Genomic DNA, 22,533 nt, shown 5'->3' with positions numbered 1-22,533 from the left:
TTTTTTCAGTTTATCGCTGCAGCATATGCAGGTACATTTCGCGTCCCAATTGTGCTAAGAAGGGAATTCCAACGGTTTCAAATTCGTAGGTGTCGTCATTGAAAATCTGATTCTTGTTTACTAGTAGGGTAGCAGACAGGAGGAATTCAATTTGCCGTTCTGTATCGTGAATATAGGCGGTTTCGGTAAGTGTTCCGTAGGCGTACCCCACCTTGTTGTAAATATGGATATGCTCAGGAATTCGATCTTTCGTATCGCCATACATAAAAAATTTCCCAAAGCTATCCGGGTAGTCGGTTTCATTGTATCCTTCCTTCCTTGGAACTGTTTTCATTTGTTGTATGAGAAACCTTCGGTTGTCTTCGGAAAGCGAAAAACGCTGTTCAGGAGGGAACGTCTCGGGAAAGAACACGCGTTTTGTAATATCGTGTAGGCTTTGAAGCGGTAGATAGTTTTTTTCTGAAAAATCCATTGGTTGCGGAACGCGATCGCCCTGTCTCATGAACGCTTTACCTTTCTTAATCTTCCGCAAATTGGGTAGGGGCGTAAGGGTTCGGTCGTTGCCAACAAATGTTGTATCCCTGTGTGTCAATTTGAAAGTCACCGTGTCGCGCTGAGAACGAGCGGCATCTTCCGTAGAAAGGCGGTGTGCCAGGCGTATGGGGCTGATCCCTCTCTTCTGAAGCGCTTCGTTCATATAATCTCGCCCTAACCATTCGTAGATGCGATTGTATGCGTCATTATCGCTCACGGCAAAAATTTGTTTAATGTCGGAGGATAAGCTGTACTCGCTACTATCCCCCGGAAGGGTGTACCGCGTCTCTCGTGTGATGTCTGAAGCGTTTGAAGTTTTTTCGAGCGCAAGGATAGCGGCAGGTAGCTTTACCGTACTGGCCGGATAAAAATAAACGCTGTCGTTGGTTTTAAAGGAATACTCTGTGAAGGTTGGCGTTCCTTGATCGTTGCGATCTATTTCCGTAAATAGAATTTGCACCTCATAAGCGTTGGGATCATGCCACACCTGCAGCATGGCAGGGTGGGCACTAAGCGTCGATCGCTCAATGGGGTTTAATTCAGGAGCCTCACAAGCTGCCATAGCCAGCAAGCAAATCATAACGAAATAGCGCATGGTTAAAGATACAAAGGATTTGGAACCTTAGGACAGCGAGGCTACAATTTGATTGCGTGTAAGATCTTCGAAGGTTTCTCGCTTCCGAATAAGATGTGCTTTTCCGCCATGCCATAATACTTCGGGAGGGCGAAATCTAGAGTTATAATTGCTGGCCATGGTAAACGCATAAGCACCCGCATTTGAAAAGGCAAGAATGTCGCCTTCTCGAATTTCGGCGATTCTGCGATTGTTCGCGAAGGTGTCGGTTTCACAAATGTACCCCACCACACTGTAAAAACGTTCGCGGCCTTTGGGATTGCTGATGTTTTCAATTTGATGTTGCGATCCATAAAGCATGGGTCTGATGAGGTGGTTAAACCCACTATCTACCTGCGCAAATATAGTAGAGGTGGTTTGTTTCACGACATTTACTTGTACTAAAAACTTTCCGGCTTCACTCACCAGGAATTTTCCAGGCTCAAAAGCCAAGGTGAGCGGCCTCCCTACTTCTTGGCAAAATTCATTGAAGCGTTCGGTAAGTCGGGCTCCAAATTCTTCGATGTTAGTTTCAATATCGCCCTCGTGATACGGCACCTTAAATCCGCTTCCGAAGTCAATAAACTCCAGCGCATCAAAATGACGCGCGGCCTCAAAAAGAATTTCCGAAGCATGTAAGAACACATCAATATCTAAAATATCGCTTCCGGTATGCATGTGAATTCCGTTGACCTTCATTTCGGTATTCTCTACGATGCGTTGCACGTGCGGCAATTGGTGGATGGAAATTCCAAACTTGCTGTCGATATGGCCTACGGAAATATTGTGATTCCCTCCCGCCATCACATGTGGATTGATGCGAATACATACAGGAACGTGGGGGTGCTTGGTTCCAAATTGCTCCAAAATGGAAAGGTTGTCAATATTGATTTGAACTCCGAGTTCAGCCGCTTTTTCAATTTCCTTCAAAGAGACGCCATTGGGCGTATAGATAATCATTTCGGCGGGTACACCCGCTTCCAGCGCCAACCGCACTTCTTGAATAGAGACCGTATCCATCCCGGCTCCTTGCTGATGTAAAAATTTCAATACCGAAATATTGCTCAAGGCCTTAACCGCATAATTGATTTGTAGCTGTTTCACTTTCGAGAAAGCAGCGGTTAATCGTTGGTATTGCGATTGGATTTTCTCAGCATCGTAAACGTATACGGGACTTCCAAATTCGTTTGCGACGTTTAGTAGGTCTCGATGAGTCATGTTTTGATTGGTTTGTAAATAAGCCAACTAAATTAAACGCTATCCTTTAATTGCCTGTGAATAATTTGATAAAATTTTGAGTTTGACCTTTCCGCAGTAAAATCGAGACATAATCCACTAAAAGGATAGGGGATTACGAGGGCATTTCTTATTTTTGCTTACGGAAAAATTAACGACTCATGAATCTACACGAATATCAAGGGAAAGAAATACTAAATAGTTTTGGCGTACAAATTCAACGCGGTATTGTGGCAACCACGGCAGATGAAGCCGTAGAAGCTGCTAAAAAACTGACCGAAGAAACCGGAACCGGATGGCATGTAATTAAAGCTCAGGTGCACGCGGGTGGCCGAGGTAAAGGGGGCGGTGTAAAGCTTGCGAAAAATATCAAGGAAGTCGCCGATATCGCAAACGATATTATCGGAATGAATTTGGTGACCCCTCAAACGAGTGCGGAGGGAAAGAAAGTACATCAGGTTCTGGTAGCCGAGGACGTGTATTACCCGGGCGATAATGAGCCGGAAGAATACTATATGAGCGTACTATTAAACCGCTCGAATGGTAGAAACATGATCATGTATTCTACCGAGGGAGGAATGGATATAGAAACTGTTGCCGAAGAGACTCCGCACCTAATCTTTACGGAAGAGATAGACCCTGCTACGGGCTTGTTGCCCTTCCAGGCAAGACGTGTAGCGTTTAATTTAGGGTTAAGCGGACAAGCATTCAAACAAATGACCAAGTTCGTACAAGCCCTGTACACGGCCTATGAAAAATCGGATTCATCACTCTTTGAGATCAATCCGGTGCTGAAGACCAGCGACGATAAGATCATTGCAGTTGATGCCAAAGTTACCTTAGACGACAACGCTTTATTTCGTCATAAAGACTATGCTGCCCTACGTGACGTACGAGAAGAAAATCCCGTGGAAGTAGAGGCCAAAGAGGTTGGGTTGAATTATGTAGACCTTGACGGAAATGTAGGTTGTATGGTGAACGGAGCTGGTTTGGCTATGGCTACCATGGACTTAATTAAGCAAGCCGGAGGGGAACCCGCCAATTTCTTGGATGTTGGAGGTACCGCAGATGCCGAGCGTGTAGAAGCGGCTTTCAATTTAATTCTGAAAGATCCTAATGTGAAAGCAATTCTGGTAAATATTTTTGGTGGAATCGTTCGTTGTGATCGTGTGGCACAAGGAATCGTCGATGCGTATAAAAACATGAAGAATATCGATGTGCCGATTATTGTACGCTTACAAGGAACCAATGCCGATATTGCAAAGGAATTGATTGATAATAGCGGACTCGATGTGCAAAGTGCGATCGAGTTTCAAGAAGCGGCCGATAAAGTACAAAAAGTACTCAGCTAATTCGAAAGACATATATTGTATCAGCCTCGGAACGTTTCCGGGGCTTTTTTAGTTCATTGATTTTCAAAGGTTAATAAATTGTTAAAGAAATTAGGGAACCGTAACATATCCTCCTTACCGCTCGTCTCTTAGGTGTATATCAATCTTAAAACGAGAATTTATGAAAACGTTTCAATCAATCCTCTTGGCCGGGATGTTTATGGCCGCAACCGTTACTGCATTTGCAACCAATCCAATTTCTACAACTGATGTAATTCCTTCTGAGACGATCGGAGAACTGCTGAAGAATCCCCATTTCCTCGTCACCGACGATGAAGCTGCTTTTGTAAGTTTCATTGTGAACGAAGAAAGTGAAATCGTGGTGCTATGTGTTAAAACTGAAAACGAACAGTTAGAGCGCTATGTAAAGTCGCGTTTGAATTACCAAAAGGTAACCAGCGATTTTGAAACCGGAAAGGAATACAAAGTTCCCATCCGATTAACTTCAAAAAGCTAACCGAAAGGTACCTCTAAAAAATCCCGGTCTCATCAACCGGGATTTTTTATTTTTGTAGCCATGGAGCAACAAAAGAAGTTTGGCTTATTAAGCGATTTAATTGCTTTGGCCTTTGCTGATAATACCCTGAAAAATGAGGAATATGATTTTATCCTCAGAATGGCAAAACGAATGGATGTTTCTGAAAAAGAAGTAGAACACCTGCTGGAGCATCCGGTACCGTCACCCCCTATTCCCAACGAAATGGACCGCATCATTCACTTTCACAAAATGGTGTTGTTGATGAATGTAGATTATGAAGTGCATGAAAGCGAGGTACAGCTCCTGCGGGAATTTGGAATCAAGCTAGGTATTCGTCCCGGTGCTGTGGATCGCATCTTAAATCGAACACAAGAATTGGAGGATCGTGTGATTCCGGCGCAAGAATTAATGGGCATATTTAAAACCTATTATAACTAAGCGGTAGGTCCCGAAAGTCTTTGTTTGTCTATTTCTGAAGGTAGGGATGCTTCCGCAGCCTTTAAAAGTATTTCTAGTTCCCTCGCAATAACTTCTTTGTAGTGCGGCTCTTTGCAATCGTGTTCCTTCAAATATCGAAGCATACGCACCAATTTTTGCACAATAATGGGATCACTACTACAATAGCGCCGCAATGATGCCATGGTGTAATATAGGAGTTCCTCAAAATCAACTGTAGCAATCTTTAGAGGGGTTTTTCCGTCGCGAACTAAGACTCCGCTATCGCGTTTCTGTAAACGCAACGAGAACAGTTCGGTCAAATAATCAATGGCATTAATTGCGGTGCCCGGATCATTTACGCCGGGGGACATCGCTTTAACAGCGATTTCTGTCATTTGCTTAAAGGCTAAAATATAGTTGTCTTCGACCAACTCACCTCGAGCGAAATTAATATTGCTCAGCACGGCATCAACGGACTCTTCGTCCAATTCTTTTTCTGAAAATAAAAAAGGAACATTTTTGAGTACAAAGAGTCCTTTGGGTTGACAAATATAGAGGCGGGTGTCTTTAGCCTCGGCAATATCCATGATATTTTTTAGTGAAATGTTCTGAAAATAACCGCTTTTAGGAACTGAATACGCGAACCATTTCTCGGTATTTGGAAAATTTTCTATCAATTCGGAATCTTTTTCTTCTTCCTTGGCGATAGTCCGTTCTAAACGGTCCATCGATTTTTGGTATATAGTGTCTAGAATATTATTGATCTGAATACTCTGAGAAATATTATGTATAAAGTAAATAAAGGCACACAGACACATAATAGTAAGAATGATCCCTAAAAGAATCGACAATCCAGGTAGGGCATAGGTGTTATCGTCTGGCTCGATGCCTAAAAGAACAATAATATTGTACAGAATTGTGGCAAGATAGGTCCCCAGAATGATTTGATGGATGCGATCGGAGATCAAGCCCGGCAAGAGGCGGGGAGAAAAGTTGCTCGACGCCTGACTCAGTAATAGCATCACCATGGAAAAACTAAACACCATCATTGAAATGAGTCCGCCAATACAGGCGCTCAAAATAGTGAGGGCCGTGTCGCCATCTTCCAGTACCAATTGAGGCAGAACTTCTTGTAGACGTTTGGAGATCCCGCTGTTTTCTAAGGATTTCATGATAAAGGTTAAAATGAAACCCCCTAATGAAATAACGGTGGGGTAGAAGGCGATCTTAGATCGTATGCTGGTAAAAAAGGTGGTGAGTTTAGTAAAGAGTCGCCCCATATGAGTTGGTTGATGATAACGAAAGTAGTCAGAATTCTATCGTGCTCTTCTTAAAATTGCATTAAATAAATAGGTCACTTCCTAATAATGCGCCAAAAAGACAGGTTGATAACTTGATTTTGCGTCAAAATGACGGCTGGCATGACTTGGTCTTCAATTTGCAATACCTCGAATAAATAAATTAGAAACTTTAAACGTAAGAGATATGAATTTAGCAAAAAAAACAACGCCATGGTTTCCTTCTATTTTTGAGGACCTTTTTGTGGAAAACCGCCTAGATGTAGGCAATTATGAAAAATTTAGCATTCCCGCGGTAAATATTCAGGAAAAAAACACGAATTTTGTCATTGAATTAGCAGTGCCTGGAATGAAGAAAGACGACTTCACTATTGAAATTGAAGAAGGTACCTTGAAAATAGCTTCTAATTCTGAAAGTCAAGAGGTTACAGAGGAAAAAGAGAACGATGTTCGCTACACGAGAAAAGAGTTCAGTTATCATCAGTTTTCACGATCGTTCCACTTGCCTGACACAGTGAATACCGATGAAATTAAAGCGGCATATGAAGATGGAATTCTTCGTGTAATGCTTCCAAAAATAAAAGAGCAACCCGCTCTAAAGAAAATGGTTGAGATTTCATAATTGAAATTTAATTTGGTTAGTTAGTTGAAATGACCGCAGGCTACTCAATCGGCTTGCGGTTTCTTTTTTATCTGCGGCGACGTTTGCCTTCCGTTTTTTCTGATCGATTGGCCTGCGGTGTGTTTTGAGAATCTTCCACCCGATTTTTGAGCTCCCGCACTTCTTCCTTTGTAAGATCGCGCCATTTTCCAACAGGCAGTGTTCCCAACTCCAAATTCATGATTCGAACGCGCTTCAATCGTTCTACTTCATAGCCTAAATACTCACACATCCTCCTAATTTGTCGGTTCAACCCTTGCACGAGTACAATTCGAAAGACAAACCGACTCAGTTGTTCGACTTCGCATTTTTTCGTTATGGTATCTAAGATGGGAATGCCATTGCTCATGCGCTCTATAAAATCGGGCGTGATGGGTCGATCTACCGTAACAATGTATTCCTTATCATGTTCATTTCCGGCGCGTAATATCTTGTTGACAATATCACCATCATTGGTCATGAGCAGCAGTCCCTCGCTAGGTTTGTCTAAGCGGCCCACATGAAAAATTCGCTCTTCGTGTTTCATGAAATCTACTACATTTCCCTTCACACGTCTATCCGTGGTACAGGTAATCCCTACAGGTTTATTTAGCATGATGTAAACCGTAGTATCATTTTCCCGTATGGGTTTGCCCGATATTTTTACTTCATCGTTGGGCATCACACGATCGCCGTGCGTTGCCGTTATGCCATTCAGCGTTACGATGCCTTCTTCAATTAAAGTGTCGGCCTGTCTGCGGGAACAGTAACCGCTATCACTAATCGCTTTGTTTATTCGAACCGAATCAGGATGATGTGCCATAGCCGCAAAGATACAAATTAGGAAAGCGTTAAACTTGCATTAAAGAGACCGCTTGTCCGTTTTGAAATGATTATTTTCCCAAATAACCAATACATTCATGGCGCTACTAGGATCCATCATAAAGGGAGCGATTGCTTTGCGAGACGCAGTGGTCTCAGAAGGCACTCCCTTCGAAGAACAAGAAAAGATATTAAAACAACTGTTAACCACAGCCAAAGAAACCGCCTTTGGTAAGTATTATGGGTTTCAAAAACTTCTGGAATCCGAAAACATTTCCAAAGCCTTTGCAGAAGCCATTCCGTACCACGATTACAACAAAATGACAAGCGATTGGTGGCATCGGGTGCATGAGGGGATGGAAGATATAACATGGCCGGGCAAACCGAAGTATTTCGCACTCAGTAGCGGAACCACCGGAACCTCCAGCAAACGAATTCCGGTGACGGAAGCTATGTTGGAGGCTATACGTACCACAGGCATCAAACAGGTAGGTGCCTTAAGTAATTTCGACCTTCCATCCGATTTTTTTGAAAAGGAGATCATGATGCTGGGAAGTTCCACAGATCTGCAATCACGAGACGAGTTTTTAGAAGGGGAGATCAGCGGAATAAGCGCCAGTAATATTCCGTTCTGGTTTCAGAATTACTACAAGCCGGGCGAAGATATCGCGCGTATTGACGATTGGGACCAGCGGGTTCAGACCATTGCCGAACGTGCCAAAGAATGGGATATAGGCGCGCTTAGTGGTATTCCCTCCTGGATGGAATTGATGCTAAAAAAGGTAATTTCGTATTACGATGCCGCCCACATTCACGAAATTTGGCCCAACTTGCAAGTCTATACCAGCGGCGGTGTGGCGTTTCAGCCGTATGAAAAAAGCTTTAATCAGTTGTTGGGAAAACCGATAACGGTGATTGATACCTATTTGGCTTCGGAAGGGTTTCTGGCGTTTCAAAACCGACCCGAAACGCATGCGATGAAGCTGGTGGTTGACAACGGAATTTATTTTGAATTCGTTCCCTTTCAACCTGAATACATTCAATCTGACGGTTCTTTGACCGACGATGCCCCGGTACTTTCTTTGAAGGAAGTAGCCTTGGATACCGACTATGTGTTGGTGATCTCGACCGTAAGCGGTGCCTGGCGCTATCTGATTGGCGACACCATTGCCTTTACCGATATTGAAAAAGCCGAAATTGTCATCACCGGCCGCACTAAATTCTTTTTGAATGTAGTAGGCTCGCAGCTTTCGGTAAATAAAATGGAGGCAGCGCTTCAGGAGTTGGAACAAGAGTTCGATATTGAAATTCCAGAATTTACCGTCTCTGCCGTTCAGGAAGGAAACGATTTTTACCATCATTGGTATCTCGGTACCGATGCCGATGTTTCCGAAGAAACACTTTCCGAAGCCTTGGATAACCAGCTAAAAGCAGCGAACAAAAACTATAAGGTTGCCCGAAACAAAGCGCTTAAAGGCGTACGCGTGCATACCGTTTCACCAAACGTGTTCTATGAATGGAGTGGTGCCAACAAGAAAAAAGGAGGTCAGGTAAAAATGGAGAAGGTGATGAAAGAGGATAAATTCAGCGAATGGGTAAGCTTTGTAGAAACTATGAAGTAACCGCTTTTTCAAAGGATGGATCGTTGATCAATTCCATGACTTCTTCCGGAGACATATAAAACGAGCGGATTCTGTTTTTGTAGGTTTCTGAAATCTTTGCATGATCCAGAATGAAATTCTTGGTTTTAATGATGTAATCTCCCATCCCATGCATAATGGCAAAGGTGTCGGCCGCGCGTTCTACTTCTTTAATATGGGCTTTCGAAAATAAATACTTAATACCGAAAACCACCATGCCCGCACTGCTGCGATTTCGATAGTCCATCACATGGCCCAATTCGTGGCCCAACCAACCGGTTACAACGTCACTTGGGATGTCGTCTATGGTAAATTCTTCCTGATCGATCTGAATCTTTTCAGATATTAAAATGATGTAGCCACGTGATTTTTTGCTCCTAAAAAAGCTAGCCCAGGTGGGCTGTGCTTGCATGGTTGACTTTTTAATATCTTTTTTGAATTGAAACCGAATTTCGGTGTCTTTTAGTTCAGGAAAGTAGCGGAGCGCTAAAATCGCTTCGGTGCGAATGTTCTCCGGAATGTACTTGTTTGAAAGTTCAATTTCTTCTGCTGAAATCATTGTTCTAAAGTACTAAATGCACAATCGCTTTATTGTTAAGGAGACGATAAAAAACTTAGGCATCTAGTTCGGCCAGCGATTTTTGAAGCGTTTTAATTTTGTCACGAAGTTTGGCTGCCATCATGAAATCCAAGTCTTTCGCCGACTTCTCCATTTCCTTCCGTGTGTCCCGAATTTTCTTTTCTAATTGCGGTTTGGTTAAATACTGCTCTTCCGGCTCGGCAGCCAGGCTTTCCGCAGTATCGAAGGTGAAGCGCTCGGTTTTCTTTTTGGTAAGGGCATTCTCCAACGACTTTTTAATAGCGGTAGGGGTAATATTGTTCTCTTTGTTGTACTCAATTTGCTTTTCACGTCGATAATTGGTCTCGTCGATGGTTTTCTGCATGCTGTTAGTGATCTTATCAGCATACATAATCGCCTTACCGTTCACGTGTCTGGCAGCACGCCCTACGGTTTGTGTGAGCGATCGGTTGCTTCGTAAGAACCCTTCTTTATCGGCATCCAGGATCGCTACCAGGGACACCTCTGGAAGGTCGAGGCCTTCTCGTAACAGGTTGACCCCTACCAACACATCAAAGAGTCCGAGACGCAGATCCTGCATGATCTCTACCCGTTCTAAGGTATCTACATCGCTGTGAATGTAGCGACATCGAATCTGAATACGTGTTAGATATTTCGTGAGTTCTTCGGCCATTCGCTTGGTGAGTGTCGTTACCAAAACACGCTCGTCCTTTTCCACGCGAAGTTGTATCTCCTCAAGCAGGTCATCGATCTGGTTTAAACTCGGTCGAATCTCAATAGGTGGGTCCAATAATCCTGTCGGTCGAATAATCTGTTCCACATAGACGCCGCCGCATTTTTCAAGCTCATAATCCGCCGGTGTAGCGCTTACGTAGACCACTTGATTTTGAAGCGCTTCAAATTCTTCAAATTTCAAGGGGCGGTTATCCATGGCGGCCGGTAATCGAAAACCGTATTCCACGAGGTTTTCTTTCCGACTTCTATCCCCGCCATACATGGCACCAACCTGTGGAATCGAAACGTGACTTTCGTCTACCACCATCATATAATCCTCCGGAAAATAATCTAAAAGGCAGAACGGACGCGTGCCTGGTAAGCGTTGGTCTAAGTATCGTGAATAATTTTCGATCCCGCTACAATACCCCAGTTCTCGGATCATTTCCAAATCGAAATTGGTACGTTCTTCCAATCGTTTTGCTTCCAGGTGCTTACCGATGTCTTTGAAATAGTCAATTTGCTTGACCAAATCATCTTGTATACTTCGAATCGCATTTTGTAATACGTCCGGAGAGGTTACAAACATGTTCGCCGGATAGATATTGAGGCGGTCGTAGGTTTCAATCACCTCATTGGTTTGCGGGTTAAACGCTTCTATTTCTTCGATCTCATCTCCAAAAAAATGAATTCTGAAGGCGTCATCTGCGTAACCCGGATAGATGTCAACCGTATCCCCTTTAATTCTGAAGTTTCCGTTGTTAAATTCAGCTTCGGTACGAGAATACAGGCTTTGCACCAGCCGATGAAGTAATTTCGTTCGAGAGAGCACCATGTCTTTTTTCAGACTAATTACGTTCTTCTGAAACTCCACGGGGTTTCCAATACCGTACAAACAAGAAACGGAAGCTACCACGAGCACATCGCGTCTTCCCGACAACAACGAGGATGTTGTACTCAATCGCAACTTTTCTATCTCCTCGTTGATAGAAAGATCTTTTTCGATATAGGTTCCAGAGGTAGGAATGTACGCCTCTGGCTGGTAGTAGTCGTAATATGAGACGAAGTATTCTATGGCATTGTTCGGAAAGAACTGTTTAAATTCTGAATACAACTGGGCCGCTAGCGTTTTGTTATGCGCCAGCACCAGTGTTGGGCGCTGTACCTGCTCAACCACATTGGCCACCGTAAACGTCTTACCGCTTCCCGTTACTCCTAAAAGCGTTTGGTATTTTTCTTGTGATTCGATTCCTTCCACCAATGATTTGATAGCTTCCGGTTGATCGCCTGTAGGTTTAAAATCACTAACAATTTGGAACTTCATAGCCTTTTATCAAGAGAGCGAAAATACGGAAATTAGCGCAATCTATAAAGCCATTGGAAGGGGGGATGTTGTTCTTAAAATATGATATTATCGTTCGGAGCGAAGGGTTTTCCGAATCTTTTTTCGCAATTCTTTATCATCACTAAAAATGGTCACTCCAGAGCGTAGCTCAGTCCCATATCGATACAGTTTCTTGTCTTGAAATTCGTTGAAATCAATCGACTCGATATTTGCCATGGTCAGATCTACTACTACGTCTTCCAGATATGGGTATTTGTTGAGATCTAGTACGAGTCCGCGTTTCTTATTTGAGTATACCAAGCCAAACCTAATGGCACATTGGCAATCATGTGAATTCTCTGGCGCTAAGGTAACCGTGCCGGAAGTTTCAGCGATTTCCGAAGTTTCTTGCACAAACATCGCATCTCGTTGTATCTTATCGACGATCAACTCCATCCGTTCTTCATCAGACGTAGCGCCTTTAAAAGATTCGATCCATTGATCATTATCGTTTTGTAACGGGCATTTTGTTGCTATTTCAGTTTGGGTGAATGCATTTCCGAAGAGAAAAAGGCAGCAAATAAAAAGAGTAATAGTACGCATAAGCATCTGTTTAAGCGACGACAACATCGCAGTTAGATTACCATAGCATACATCTGATTTGGATACTTAAAAATACTCATAATCAATGGTTTGTAATGCGTTCAGAAACACATCATTTGTGCGAAAAAACTTATAAAAACGTGCCAGAAATCTGCATTTTACCACAAATGGTAGGCTACATTTTTTATTATTTTTAGATTTTAGTATCTTAAAGATGCCTAACTAACACAAGCCTGTCGCTTTTTTACACTGAAACTTTACTAAATTCAGAGCTTATGTTACTTAAAATTTTATTTCCCGTTTTCTTACTATCAATTTCATTCGCAACCGCCCAAGTTGGGATAGGAACCACCACACCCGATCCTAGCGCCGCTTTGGATGTGGAAGCCACCGATGCCGGATTGTTAATTCCCAGAGTTTCCCTCAACAATGTTACGGATGGTACAACGCCAATTGATAGTCCGGCAACCGGACTCTTAATTTACAATACCAATGCTTCTGTCGTGGGAGGAGATGGCGAAGGATACTACCACTGGGACGGGGCATGGGAGAAGCTTTTAACTGCAGCGACCAGCGAATTCTGGTCTACTTCTGGAAATGCGGGTACCAATCCTGCCACCGATTATATTGGTACTTCTGATGCGCAGCCTTTGGTTTTTGGAACAGACAACACGGAACAGGCGCGAATCACAGCCTCTGGAAATGTAGGGATTGGCGAAAACAACCCAACGAACAAACTTCAGGTGGACGGAAGTATTTTATTTGAAGGTGATTTTATCAATCAAGAAGTGTTAGGCGTACATAATGCTACCACTCAAAGCATCCCGTTTACGAATGGAGTCTTAACGCCTCTAACGGGAACTACGGTGAGTATTACCATACCAGACGGGAGTGGGGTCGATCATTCTTCATTGCTGTTAACTGGTTTTGCCAGGGTATTTGGAGGTAATCTCAATGGAACGAGTAATTCGTTGGGGGGGTATTTCATTATTCTACAAAGAGATACCGATCCTTTGTTTTCCGGTCCGGTGAACTTAACCTATACGAGTGGCATTTGTTATATTGAAACGCCGAATGGCGCTACCAGTGCTTCTATAGGTTTTGGAGGTGGCGGTCACATAAGTTTCGTGGATAGTAGCCTAACTGCTGGAACTACTTATTATTACCGTCTTACCTTTTTCACTAACGGCGTTGGAATAACGAATGGAAATTATCAAGTATTTCAGCGAGATCTTAATCTGCTACAAATTAAGCGATAGTTAGTAATTCACATATACCCACCCAATAAAGGGTTTCGGAAATTCAGGCACATTTACTTGCAAGACATAGTAATACGTACCCACGGGTACTTCTGAAGAACCTCCTAATATACCGCGATTAGGAATTCCATTCCAATAACCATCGTCATTGCCTCCTTCGTAGATTAAATTACCATTCCTGCTGAATACTTTCAGATTGAATCCTTTGTAAACATCTAGCAAATTGGGAATTTCAAATACGTCATTGATGCCGTCTCCATTAGGTGAAAATCCTTCGGGAATGATGGGCGCGCAATTTTCGGTACCAATGCTGAAACTGGCATTTTCAAAACAAAGCGCGTTTTCAAGTCGGACATAAATGAGTTGTGGATCCTCGATATTTTGATACGCCGCAGGGTCCGTGATCGGGTTGACTCCTTCAAACGCGTCGATTTCGTCGATATAATAGGTAATCGTGTCTTCCACTGCGTCAGAGATAAGGTCATTTTGTTGTGTAAGGTTAAACGTTGCTGTATCATTACCTTCATCACAACGGATGATGTTGGGAAGGGCTTCTATGGGGTCGATCGTTTGATAGGTAATGGTTACTTCGAAGAGGTTGTTGAGTTCATTTTCTTCTTCGACCACCTCCATACCCGTTCCATCATCATCCACAGAAGCGGTAACAGAGAAGGTTTCGGGTAAGTCTAGCGGCCATATGACTTCTACCGTATTACTTTCGCTCCCATCAATGGGAATAGGAGCTATCGTTTGCGCTTGTGCAAACAATATTCCATCGGCGTAAAACGCAATGGGTGTGTTGGCGGGTAGGACATCTGTCGATTCTAGATTATACACTGTGTAATCAATTGTGGAAGCGCGAAAGCGACATGCATTGATGTCGTTGTCAATACTGATCGTGGCATCGGGAAGCGGACAGATTACGACCTCCAATTCAAAAGAATCGGTTACAAAACACTCCAAATTATCGGCTCGCACCCAAATGGTTTGTGTGCCGCCATCAAGTGGATAGGATGTGGGGTTGATAATCGCATTATCTCCATTGGTAGCATCGGTTGCGCTAAGGTGGAAGGTGATCGTCTCATCAGGATCGATGGCCGTCGTGGCTAAGGTCAAATCAAAAAATTCAGGCCCTACTACTTCGCATTCTTCCAGATCTGTAAGACTTGGAATGACCGGAAATACAGCAATATGGACCTCTTGCGTCGCTTCGTTATTGTCTTCATCGGTCTCATTTTCGATGCCATTTCCGGTTCCGTCGTCATCCACCACGGCACGAAAGGTGAAATCTGCCGGAGTGTCGAGCGGGACGGTAAAATTAATGGTGCCAGACTCACTTTCGCCAATACCCAGTTGCATCGTGGTCATGCTCTGTGCAACGAGCACATCATCTGCATAAAATGCGATGGGAACGTCCGTCATCATAATATCAGTTCCAATATTGGAAACGGTATAGTCTAAGGTAAAATCTCGGTCTCCGCAATCGGTGGGTATGTCGAAGGAGTCAATCGCAATAACGGCATCCGGCGAAATTACATTGAGAACGGTCACGATGTTATTGACTAGTACAAAATCTTGATTTGAGGTAAGTCGAATACTAGCGGAAGTATCTCCAGGATTAATAAAGGCCTCAATATTGTAGAAGTCGATATCCATATTGTACAAGGTATCGGAATTCGTAAAGCTATTGGTTCCATTAAAAGCATTGTCAATTGGGTTCAGAGGGGGATTGCCAATAATGTTGCCATTAATGCTAAGTGTTTCTGAAACGGCGATGCCGGCATCGCCATCCCAGGCTAGAAAGCCAATCTTTGCTCCGGTATTATCTACTACATTTAGATCGTTAAGGATGATATCCAAGGGGTCTCCAATTTCCGACACCCCATCAAATCCTTCGAATATATTTACTTCATTGAGGGGTAGGGACAGGTCTTCATACACCACAGTAACAGCCCATCCTCCATAATTTAGTCCGAAATCGCAGTAGGCGTCAATCACATCCGTCAGGTCTAAATCGCTCAGGGTATAGGTATCGTTTCCGACGCTAGCAAGAATAGTTGTAACATCGGCGCGAGCTGCAAAAAAAGGAAGGCCATTATTGGTAAATGAAAAGGTACGCTCTGAAGTCACAGTGGTACCTTGCAAGGTTACTTCAAGATCTCCAGAGCCACTTCCTCCCCAATATAGATACGCGGCTATTAAATTCTGCCCGGTCTGTAATTGAAAATCAGCAGCACTGGAGGTTACGATATCGCACGCTCCGCCAACGCCATTTTCAGTTAGATTTAGCGTGTTTCCGAAGGAGAGATAATCGTAATTCCCGTAAAATTTCTCAAACAGTTCAAAATTCTGAGAATGCCCTACACATCCAAAAGCCAACAGTAGTAAGAAAAGAAAAGATTTTTTAACCTTGCAGGACGCTATGCTCATGCGCTAAAGATACATATTCTTACCTACTCGTCACAACGGAAAAGGCTTTCCTAGAGATCTCTCTTTTTTAGGATAAGAAATGACCAATAAATAAATAGAAAGGTCCAAACCAGGGTGATCGCGACAGCGATATAGGAAACATCATAATTTTTCGTAAAACTTTCTCCTAGTTGGTTCGCAGCCGACTGAACCGCACCCAATCTGGTAAACGGTTCTTTAATCAGATTGCTCATGGCTTCTAGTGGAAAGAACTGCGAGACATTCTCGGCAATGTCAGTTCCTTTGAAAAACTGCCATTTCATGAGTCCGTATACAATGCTTTCGACGATCCACCAAATGACCAAAAACCCAATGGCAAAGGCAGAACGCTTTACTAAGATGCCTAAGAATAAGCAGAAAGAGAAGAAGCCCACAAGCTTAATGAAATAGGCTAGTAGATAGTCGAGATCGCTAAAAATGATACTCATTTCGGTATAATCCGAAAAACTGAGGCCTAGGATCATACTTACGATAAATACAAACACGGTAGATATGGCAGCGAAACCAACAACCGTAATAAATTTAGATAAGATGAATTCTTTCTTACTGATCCCGTCAATAAGGTTTTGTTTAAGCGTACGGTAGCTGTATTCGTTAGACATCATGGAAACGATAACAATGGCCAAGAATATTTTCAGAATCGCCGCTACCCAAGTGTTAAAATGCCAAATGAACGGAAAGTTGAAAATCCCTTGATCGGCTACTCGAAAGTTGACATTGCCAAAATTAAATTCTATCGAGGCAATGAGCGCGATAAAGGTGATCAGAATAAAATACACCAGTGAAATAACGCGCGCCGAGCGATTATATCGTAATTTTTGAAATTCTATAGCGAAAAGTCGAAACATGGTGGTTAGTTGAGGTTTTTAGTAAGTTCAAGGAATTGTTCTTCGAGGCTTTCCTTGCGTTTAACAAGGTGCGATAGCGCAATTCCTTGCTGGTGCATTTTTTGGTTGAATTCGGAAGCATCCATGGGGGTGTTGAGATAGGCTATAAGTTGATCGCCTTCCTCTTTGATGGTTCCGATAGACGTACTGTTTTGTAATGCCATCTGAAGCGCTTGCATATCGTTCGCCTTCAGCACAAAGAAGCCATGACTGGCATTCATTCCTTCCACACTACCGCTGTACAAGCTTTTTCCTTTCCGCAGTATCACCACGTGCGAACACACTTTCTCTACTTCATCGAGCAGGTGCGAGGCTAGCAATATGGTGGTTCCCTGATTGGCGATGGTCTTAATGATCTCTCGAATTTGGTGAATTCCCTGTGGGTCCAGACCATTCGTAGGCTCATCTAAAATTAGGATCTCTGGATCATTCAGCAATGCCGAAGCAATCGCCAGGCGCTGTTTCATTCCTAAGGAAAAGGTTCTGAACTTGCTGTGTTGCCGATCGGCAAGTCCAACGACTTCCAATTTTTCTTCAATTTTGTCAGTAGGTACGTCCTTGATTTTACAAACCAGCGCCAAATTTTGCTTGGCGGTCATGTAGGGATAGAAATTGGGGCGCTCGATAATGGCACCTACTTTTTTGAGCGCTTCATGAGTACTTTGGGCGCCATTGAACCATTGAAACTCTCCAGCCGATTTGTTGACAACATTGAGAACAATACCTAGGGTGGTTGATTTTCCGCTGCCATTCGGACCTAAAATTCCGTATACATTCCCCTTTTCAATGGTAAAAGAGAGGTCGTCAACTGCCGTAATGGGTCCAAAACGCTTGGTAAGATGATTGATTGAAAGAATAGTTTCCACAGAGATTTTTTTGGTTGGGTTATGAGTATGACGAATAAGATGCCGCTTTGTTACAGCCTATTTCGGAAGGTACAGAAATCTGCTGAAACTAAAAAAAGCCCCGAAGGGCTTTGTTATGATTTTTGTTCTTGGTTGAAATATACCAGATAATAGTACATCTGTTTTTCTTCATCCCAGCCCTTTTCTACGAAACGTTCGGCGCTCTCGGGATTGATAAAATCCATTTTGATCTGAATATTGGTGTCCAGATTGATGACGTTCTTAATTTTCTTTCGAGCCGCCGTCACTGCGGTATTGGCAATAGGGAAGGAGCTCACATCTTCAATGCTGTATTTGGGAGCACGTTCGGTTTTGTAGTGACGAAACTCTGGGATCAGATCGGGATTGTCGATCACTTCATTCATAAAAGCCGTTTCTTCAAAATTGTCATTCTTCGCAAAATGATTCACCGCGCGATTCATAAACAATACCTCCTCTTTTTTATCTTCCGCAGGCAAAACCACATCTTTGGCAAAATCCTGACAGAACTTCAAGTATTTCTTGGTAAAGAAATTGTCATCGGCAAAGGCGTCGACTCCTAAAAATTGTTCTAGCCAGTAGCGAGCGTCATACCGATTACTATCCACTGAAAGCACTTTGTACCCTTCTTCCTCCTGAATGTTGAAGATCAAGGCTCCCTTATCTAGCTTGTTCAAATTTACCCCTTGCTGAAGGGAGGCCTGAAGTTGGTGCTGCGTTTCTGAAAATTGAAGGAAATCCTGTTTGATCTCCGATTTAAAGATACCGATACCATCTACTTTTTGGTTGTCAATCTGCAGTCCCTCCAAATAGGCCACATAAACCTCACCGCTTTTGATGTGGGGATGCATGCTCTGATCGAAGAGATGCCGCGTGATCGCTTTGCTTGCTTCGTGAATCCCTTCCGGTTTTTCGAAGATGGTCCGAAGGTGCTGGTATAGCGTATGGAACTCGAGGTCTGCATCATGCGTAAAGTGGAAATAATTTTCTTCTTTGTCGCGAAACGGTTTTAGAAAATACTCCTTGAGCAAGGGGGTCAGCTCATCGTCCAGCTTGTAGGGTTCATTCGAAAGCAGTAAACCTTCGTTGCGACTTTTGTTTCCAACGCGATGAATGGATAAAGAAGCAATGTGCGTGTTGTATAGATTGATCATATTTCAGTAGGAAAGAAGGGCTAAATTAGTTCCAGTTTTCATCAAAGTCGAGGTTGTCGTAATCATCCGGATCCAGGTCCATGTCCATATCATCTTCAGGATGCGTCGGGTCCAGATCTTCACCCACAAATTCGGTTTCTGGCGCTTCTGCCGGAATTTGTCCATGGGCATACATTAAATTTGGATAGCTCATGCCGTCTTCCGGCTCGGTCACTTCGGCAAGTTCCACCAAGAACGTCCACATGCTTAGAAAATCGTACACATAGATAAGCTTAGTTTGTTTTTCGCTGAGCACGTCATCTACTGCGGTTTCGTTCATTACACGAACACTCCCGGGCGTTTCGCTCATATCGAATAAGGCAATTTCTTCACCCTGCTCCCATTCTTCATTACTCACGTAGAAGGAAGCCATTTCCTGACCATCAAACCCAAACGATTGTAAGATCACATTATGCAGATCTTCCAGGGTTTGTGTCGTTTCAATTTCTACATCTCTGAATACATCTTCGCTGGCATCCAGGATGATCCGAATGCGGTATACCATATCATCATTTTTAGGAAGGCAAAGATACCGTTTTAAATACTATTTGCTGAAGCGATGCAGGGTAAATGTCATGCTTGCCAGTAGGAAAAAGGCGACAACCTGATGCAGTACTCCCAAGACTACCGGTACTTGATATAACAAAGTAAACACTCCCAATAAAAACTGAATTCCAACGAGCCCTAACAAGCTGTTCAAGGCGCTCTTCTGAAGCATGGTGCTTGCGATGCGTTTTCCGCGATACCAAATGATACCAATAAATCCCGTCACCACATAGGCCAAATAGCGATGTACAAACTGCACGCCGCTTTTCCCTTCCACAAAGTTCTTCCAAACAGGGTTTTGTTCGATGGTAACGGTTTCATGAATGAGCTTCCCATCACTCATTAAGGGCCAATGGTTGTGAATCCAACCGGCGTCTAGACCGGCTACGAAGGCACCATAGATAATTTGAAGCAATAAAAAGGCATAGCCCCAGCGGATCAGATTACGAAACCCTTTCTGAACCTGCTTCCGGGTAGGGTAAATAAGATCTAAGGCTACCCAGAGTGTGTACGCAAAAGTAATAAAGGCCGTTGTGAGGTGCATGGCAAGGCGGTAATGACTCACGTCGGGTCTGTCTACCAATCCGCTTTTCACCATATACCAACCTAGAAATCCTTGAAAAGCCCCAAGTCCTAGTAGTATCAAGCACTTCCTAAGGGTAGGTCTGGTGAGTTGTTTCCGAAGTAAAAAATAAAGAAACGGAAGTATAAAGACGAGCCCAATAAATCGCCCAATGACGCGATGCAGCCATTCCCAAAAATAGATGTCTTTAAAGTCTTCTAGATCAAAATGGGTGTTGAGCTTTTGGTATTCGGGGTATTGTTTGTAAAGATCAAAAGCTTCTTGCCACTCCACCTCATTCATTGGAGGGATGGTTCCGGAAATTAATTTGTAATTAGATATAGACAAACCAGAGTGTGTCAATCGAGTGATGCCACCCACAACCACCATAATGAAAATAAGCATACCTCCCGTGAGGAGCCAATATACCACGCGTTTATTGTCCTTCATAGTCTTGTTTTAATAGGGTGTACCACAAAATATCCCCGTTGTTTTCTTCCCCGGGATAGGGTGCTGTTTGAGTGTGTTGAAAGCCTAGTTTTCTCAGCACTGCGGAAGAGGCCGGATTTTTCGGTTCTACAAAAGCAATAACCTCTTCTAAGCCAATTTCCCGAAAGGCAAAGTCTAATATGGCGCGGGACGATTCGGTCGCAATACCTTGCCCCCAGTATTTTGGTAAAAAACGATACCCCAGATCTGACTTTCCAATTTCAGGCAGGAATTTGATTCCGTTAAACCCAATTATTTTTTGATCTTCTTTATGAATCACGGCGAAACGTCCATAGCCGTATTTGCTGTAATCGGGATGCCAAACATCGGTGATTAGGGCGCGACATGCATCGAGCGTCGTTCGCATGACATCGCCAGTGTGTTCTTGTGTTTTAGGATCCGAACTAAAAGCCAATATACCTGCTTCGTCTCCATAGTCGAAAGGGCGCAGTAACAATCGTTCGGTTTCAATCCGCTTTTTCATATTATTTCTGAGGGGCCAAGCCCAATTCTTTTCCTTTTTGAAGCATAAAGGTGCGAGCTGCTTCGTATTCATTGGCAATTTCTCCTTCCAAAATGGCCTCTTTGATGGCATCCTTGATCCTTCCGATTTCTCGCGAAGGAGGAATATTGAAGGTTTCCATGATCTCTTCTCCGCTTACCGGAGGTTGAAAATTACGAATCCGATCGCGTTCTTCTACTTCTTCAATTTTTTGACGTACCTTCTGAAAATTCTTATGATAGCGCCTGTATTTCTTGGGGTTTTTCGTGGTAATGTCGGCTTCGCATAGCGTCATCAACGCCTCTATGTGATCGCCCGCATCAAACACTAATCGACGAACCGCGCTATCGGTTACATCACCTGCCACAGCAATGGGTCGAGAGCTCATGAGTACCATTTTCTGTACAAATTTCATCTTGTCATTTAGCGGCATTTTTAGACGCTTGAATAATTTATATACCATTTTCGAGCCTACAAACTCATGACCATGAAACGTCCAGCCTATCTTTTTGTCGAACCGTTTTGTAGGGGCTTTCCCGATATCGTGCAGCAGCGCGGCCCAGCGCAACCAGAGATCGTCTGTGACTTCGGAAATATTATCAACCACTTCCAACGTATGCCAAAAATTGTCTTTGTGGCGTTGCCCTTCAATTTCTTGAATACCTTGTAGTGCTACTAATTCCGGAAAAATATAAGGCAGTAAGTTCGATTTCCGAAGCAAGGCAAATCCTTTAGACGGAACATCACTCAGCATTATTTTATGAATTTCATCGACGATTCGTTCTTCGGAAATAATCTTAATGCGGTCTGCATTTCGCGTAATAGCTTCCAGCGACTCTTTTTCAATGGTGAAATTTAATTGGGTGGCGAAGCGTATGGCCCGTAGCATGCGGAGGGGGTCATCGCTGTAGGTGATATCGGGGTCCAGCGGAGTGCGAATTAGCTGGTTCTCCAAATCCTTCCATCCGTCGAAGGGATCGAGTAAGCTTCCGAAATGGGAGTCATTCAAACAAAGCGCCAAGGCATTGATGGTGAAATCACGACGGTTTTGATCGTCTTCCAGGGTACCATCTTCTACGGCGGGTTTTCGACTGTCGGATCGATAGCTCTCCTTTCGAGCTCCTACAAATTCCAATTCAATACCTCCCGTCTTGATCATGGCCGTTCCGAAGTTCTTAAAGACCGTCACTTTAGGATCGCCGGGCAGGAGTCTCGCCACGGCTTTGGCCAGTTCGATACCGCTCCCTACGGCAACGATGTCGATGTCCTTGGCATCGCCGCGCTTAAGAAGGTAATCGCGAACATAGCCACCAATCACATAGCTTTCGATTTGAAGCCGTTCAGAAGCTTCGGAAATAACCCGAAAAACGGAAGCTTTTAAGGCGTGCGGAAATTGTTTTTTCGTTGTTTGCATTTCGGTTTACAAAGGTA

The 22,533-nt window shown here is 43.4% G+C and carries 21 protein-coding genes; 6 read left to right on the top strand and 15 right to left on the bottom strand.

The window, feature by feature from the left end:
• Positions 1–10 precede the first annotated feature (10 nt).
• On the bottom strand, positions 11–1,129 hold the full coding sequence (locus PO830_RS02555; RefSeq protein ID WP_272851965.1) for a serine hydrolase: 1,119 nt from the start codon (positions 1,127–1,129) through the stop codon (positions 11–13).
• Between the two features lie 27 nt (positions 1,130–1,156).
• Entirely contained in the window at positions 1,157–2,365 is a 1,209-nt protein-coding gene (lysA, locus tag PO830_RS02550) for a diaminopimelate decarboxylase (RefSeq protein WP_272851964.1), read from the bottom strand.
• A 179-nt stretch (positions 2,366–2,544) separates the two neighbouring features.
• Between lysA and sucC the strand changes: the two genes are divergently transcribed.
• The 3 genes from sucC to PO830_RS02535 all read left to right on the top strand — a co-directional run bounded on the left by sucC (position 2,545) and on the right by PO830_RS02535 (position 4,690).
• Complete coding sequence (gene sucC, locus PO830_RS02545; protein ID WP_272851963.1) at positions 2,545–3,735, top strand: ADP-forming succinate--CoA ligase subunit beta; 1,191 nt, start codon at positions 2,545–2,547, stop codon at positions 3,733–3,735.
• Between the two features lie 160 nt (positions 3,736–3,895).
• Complete coding sequence (locus PO830_RS02540) at positions 3,896–4,231, top strand: hypothetical protein (RefSeq protein ID WP_272851962.1); 336 nt, start codon at positions 3,896–3,898, stop codon at positions 4,229–4,231.
• Between the two features lie 60 nt (positions 4,232–4,291).
• A complete protein-coding gene (locus tag PO830_RS02535; RefSeq protein WP_272851961.1) occupies positions 4,292–4,690 on the top strand; it encodes a tellurite resistance TerB family protein in 399 nt (132 codons plus the stop codon).
• On the opposite strand, the gene PO830_RS02530 is transcribed toward PO830_RS02535, so the two are convergent.
• Positions 4,687–5,970, bottom strand: a complete 1,284-nt coding sequence (locus PO830_RS02530) for a DUF2254 domain-containing protein (RefSeq protein WP_272851960.1) — start codon at positions 5,968–5,970, stop codon at positions 4,687–4,689. The genes PO830_RS02535 and PO830_RS02530 overlap by 4 nt on opposite strands.
• 205 nt (positions 5,971–6,175) lie before the next feature.
• On the opposite strand from PO830_RS02530, the gene PO830_RS02525 reads away from it, so the two are divergent.
• Positions 6,176–6,610, top strand: a complete 435-nt coding sequence (locus tag PO830_RS02525; RefSeq protein ID WP_272851959.1) for an Hsp20/alpha crystallin family protein — start codon at positions 6,176–6,178, stop codon at positions 6,608–6,610.
• A 67-nt stretch (positions 6,611–6,677) separates the two neighbouring features.
• Here PO830_RS02525 and rluF read toward each other — a convergent pair whose 3' ends face one another.
• Positions 6,678–7,451 (bottom strand): 23S rRNA pseudouridine(2604) synthase RluF, encoded by a 774-nt coding sequence (rluF, locus tag PO830_RS02520; RefSeq protein WP_272851958.1) that lies wholly within the window; start codon positions 7,449–7,451, stop codon positions 6,678–6,680.
• Positions 7,452–7,548: 97 nt separating this feature from the next.
• Between rluF and PO830_RS02515 the strand changes: the two genes are divergently transcribed.
• Positions 7,549–9,072, top strand: a complete 1,524-nt coding sequence (locus PO830_RS02515; RefSeq protein WP_272851957.1) for a GH3 family domain-containing protein — start codon at positions 7,549–7,551, stop codon at positions 9,070–9,072.
• Here PO830_RS02515 and PO830_RS02510 read toward each other — a convergent pair.
• The 3 genes from PO830_RS02510 to PO830_RS02500 form a co-directional block, all read right to left on the bottom strand.
• Complete coding sequence (locus PO830_RS02510; protein WP_272851956.1) at positions 9,062–9,649, bottom strand: hypothetical protein; 588 nt, start codon at positions 9,647–9,649, stop codon at positions 9,062–9,064. The two genes, PO830_RS02515 and PO830_RS02510, sit on opposite strands and share 11 nt — an antisense overlap.
• 55 nt (positions 9,650–9,704) lie before the next feature.
• Positions 9,705–11,708 carry an excinuclease ABC subunit UvrB gene (gene uvrB, locus PO830_RS02505; protein WP_272851955.1) on the bottom strand — a complete coding sequence of 668 codons (2,004 nt, stop codon included), beginning with the start codon at positions 11,706–11,708 and terminating at the stop codon, positions 9,705–9,707.
• An 87-nt stretch (positions 11,709–11,795) separates the two neighbouring features.
• Entirely contained in the window at positions 11,796–12,311 is a 516-nt protein-coding gene (locus PO830_RS02500) for a hypothetical protein (RefSeq protein WP_272851954.1), read from the bottom strand.
• Positions 12,312–12,586: 275 nt separating this feature from the next.
• On the opposite strand from PO830_RS02500, the gene PO830_RS02495 reads away from it, so the two are divergent.
• The gene (locus PO830_RS02495) at positions 12,587–13,570 is read left to right on the top strand and encodes a hypothetical protein (protein ID WP_272851953.1); all 984 of its coding nucleotides are present in this window, start codon (positions 12,587–12,589) and stop codon (positions 13,568–13,570) included.
• Here PO830_RS02495 and PO830_RS02490 read toward each other — a convergent pair whose 3' ends face one another.
• The 8 genes from PO830_RS02490 to PO830_RS02455 all read right to left on the bottom strand — a co-directional run bounded on the left by PO830_RS02490 (position 13,571) and on the right by PO830_RS02455 (position 22,516).
• Positions 13,571–16,000 carry a gliding motility-associated C-terminal domain-containing protein gene (locus PO830_RS02490; protein ID WP_272851952.1) on the bottom strand — a complete coding sequence of 810 codons (2,430 nt, stop codon included), beginning with the start codon at positions 15,998–16,000 and terminating at the stop codon, positions 13,571–13,573.
• A gap of 50 nt (positions 16,001–16,050) precedes the next feature.
• Complete coding sequence (locus PO830_RS02485; protein ID WP_272851951.1) at positions 16,051–16,887, bottom strand: ABC transporter permease; 837 nt, start codon at positions 16,885–16,887, stop codon at positions 16,051–16,053.
• A 5-nt stretch (positions 16,888–16,892) separates the two neighbouring features.
• Complete coding sequence (locus tag PO830_RS02480; protein ID WP_272851950.1) at positions 16,893–17,792, bottom strand: ABC transporter ATP-binding protein; 900 nt, start codon at positions 17,790–17,792, stop codon at positions 16,893–16,895.
• Between the two features lie 113 nt (positions 17,793–17,905).
• Positions 17,906–18,964, bottom strand: coding sequence for a nucleoid-associated protein (locus PO830_RS02475; RefSeq protein ID WP_272851949.1), 1,059 nt, complete (start codon positions 18,962–18,964; stop codon positions 17,906–17,908).
• A gap of 25 nt (positions 18,965–18,989) precedes the next feature.
• Positions 18,990–19,508 carry an IS1096 element passenger TnpR family protein gene (locus PO830_RS02470; protein ID WP_272851948.1) on the bottom strand — a complete coding sequence of 173 codons (519 nt, stop codon included), beginning with the start codon at positions 19,506–19,508 and terminating at the stop codon, positions 18,990–18,992.
• Between the two features lie 39 nt (positions 19,509–19,547).
• Complete coding sequence (locus PO830_RS02465; protein WP_272851947.1) at positions 19,548–20,561, bottom strand: COX15/CtaA family protein; 1,014 nt, start codon at positions 20,559–20,561, stop codon at positions 19,548–19,550.
• Positions 20,548–21,084, bottom strand: coding sequence for a GNAT family N-acetyltransferase (locus tag PO830_RS02460; protein ID WP_272851946.1), 537 nt, complete (start codon positions 21,082–21,084; stop codon positions 20,548–20,550). Before PO830_RS02460 ends, PO830_RS02465 begins: the two co-directional genes overlap by 14 nt.
• 1 nt (position 21,085) lies before the next feature.
• Positions 21,086–22,516, bottom strand: a complete 1,431-nt coding sequence (locus tag PO830_RS02455) for a CCA tRNA nucleotidyltransferase (protein ID WP_272851945.1) — start codon at positions 22,514–22,516, stop codon at positions 21,086–21,088.
• Between the last annotated feature and the right edge of the window lie 17 nt (positions 22,517–22,533).

Origin of the sequence: Altibacter sp. HG106 (assembly GCF_028561755.1) — a bacterium.
Taxonomy (GTDB): domain Bacteria; phylum Bacteroidota; class Bacteroidia; order Flavobacteriales; family Flavobacteriaceae; genus DFVG01.
Note: the sequence above shows the minus strand (reverse complement) of the source record. Positions and strands in the feature narration are given on the sequence as shown.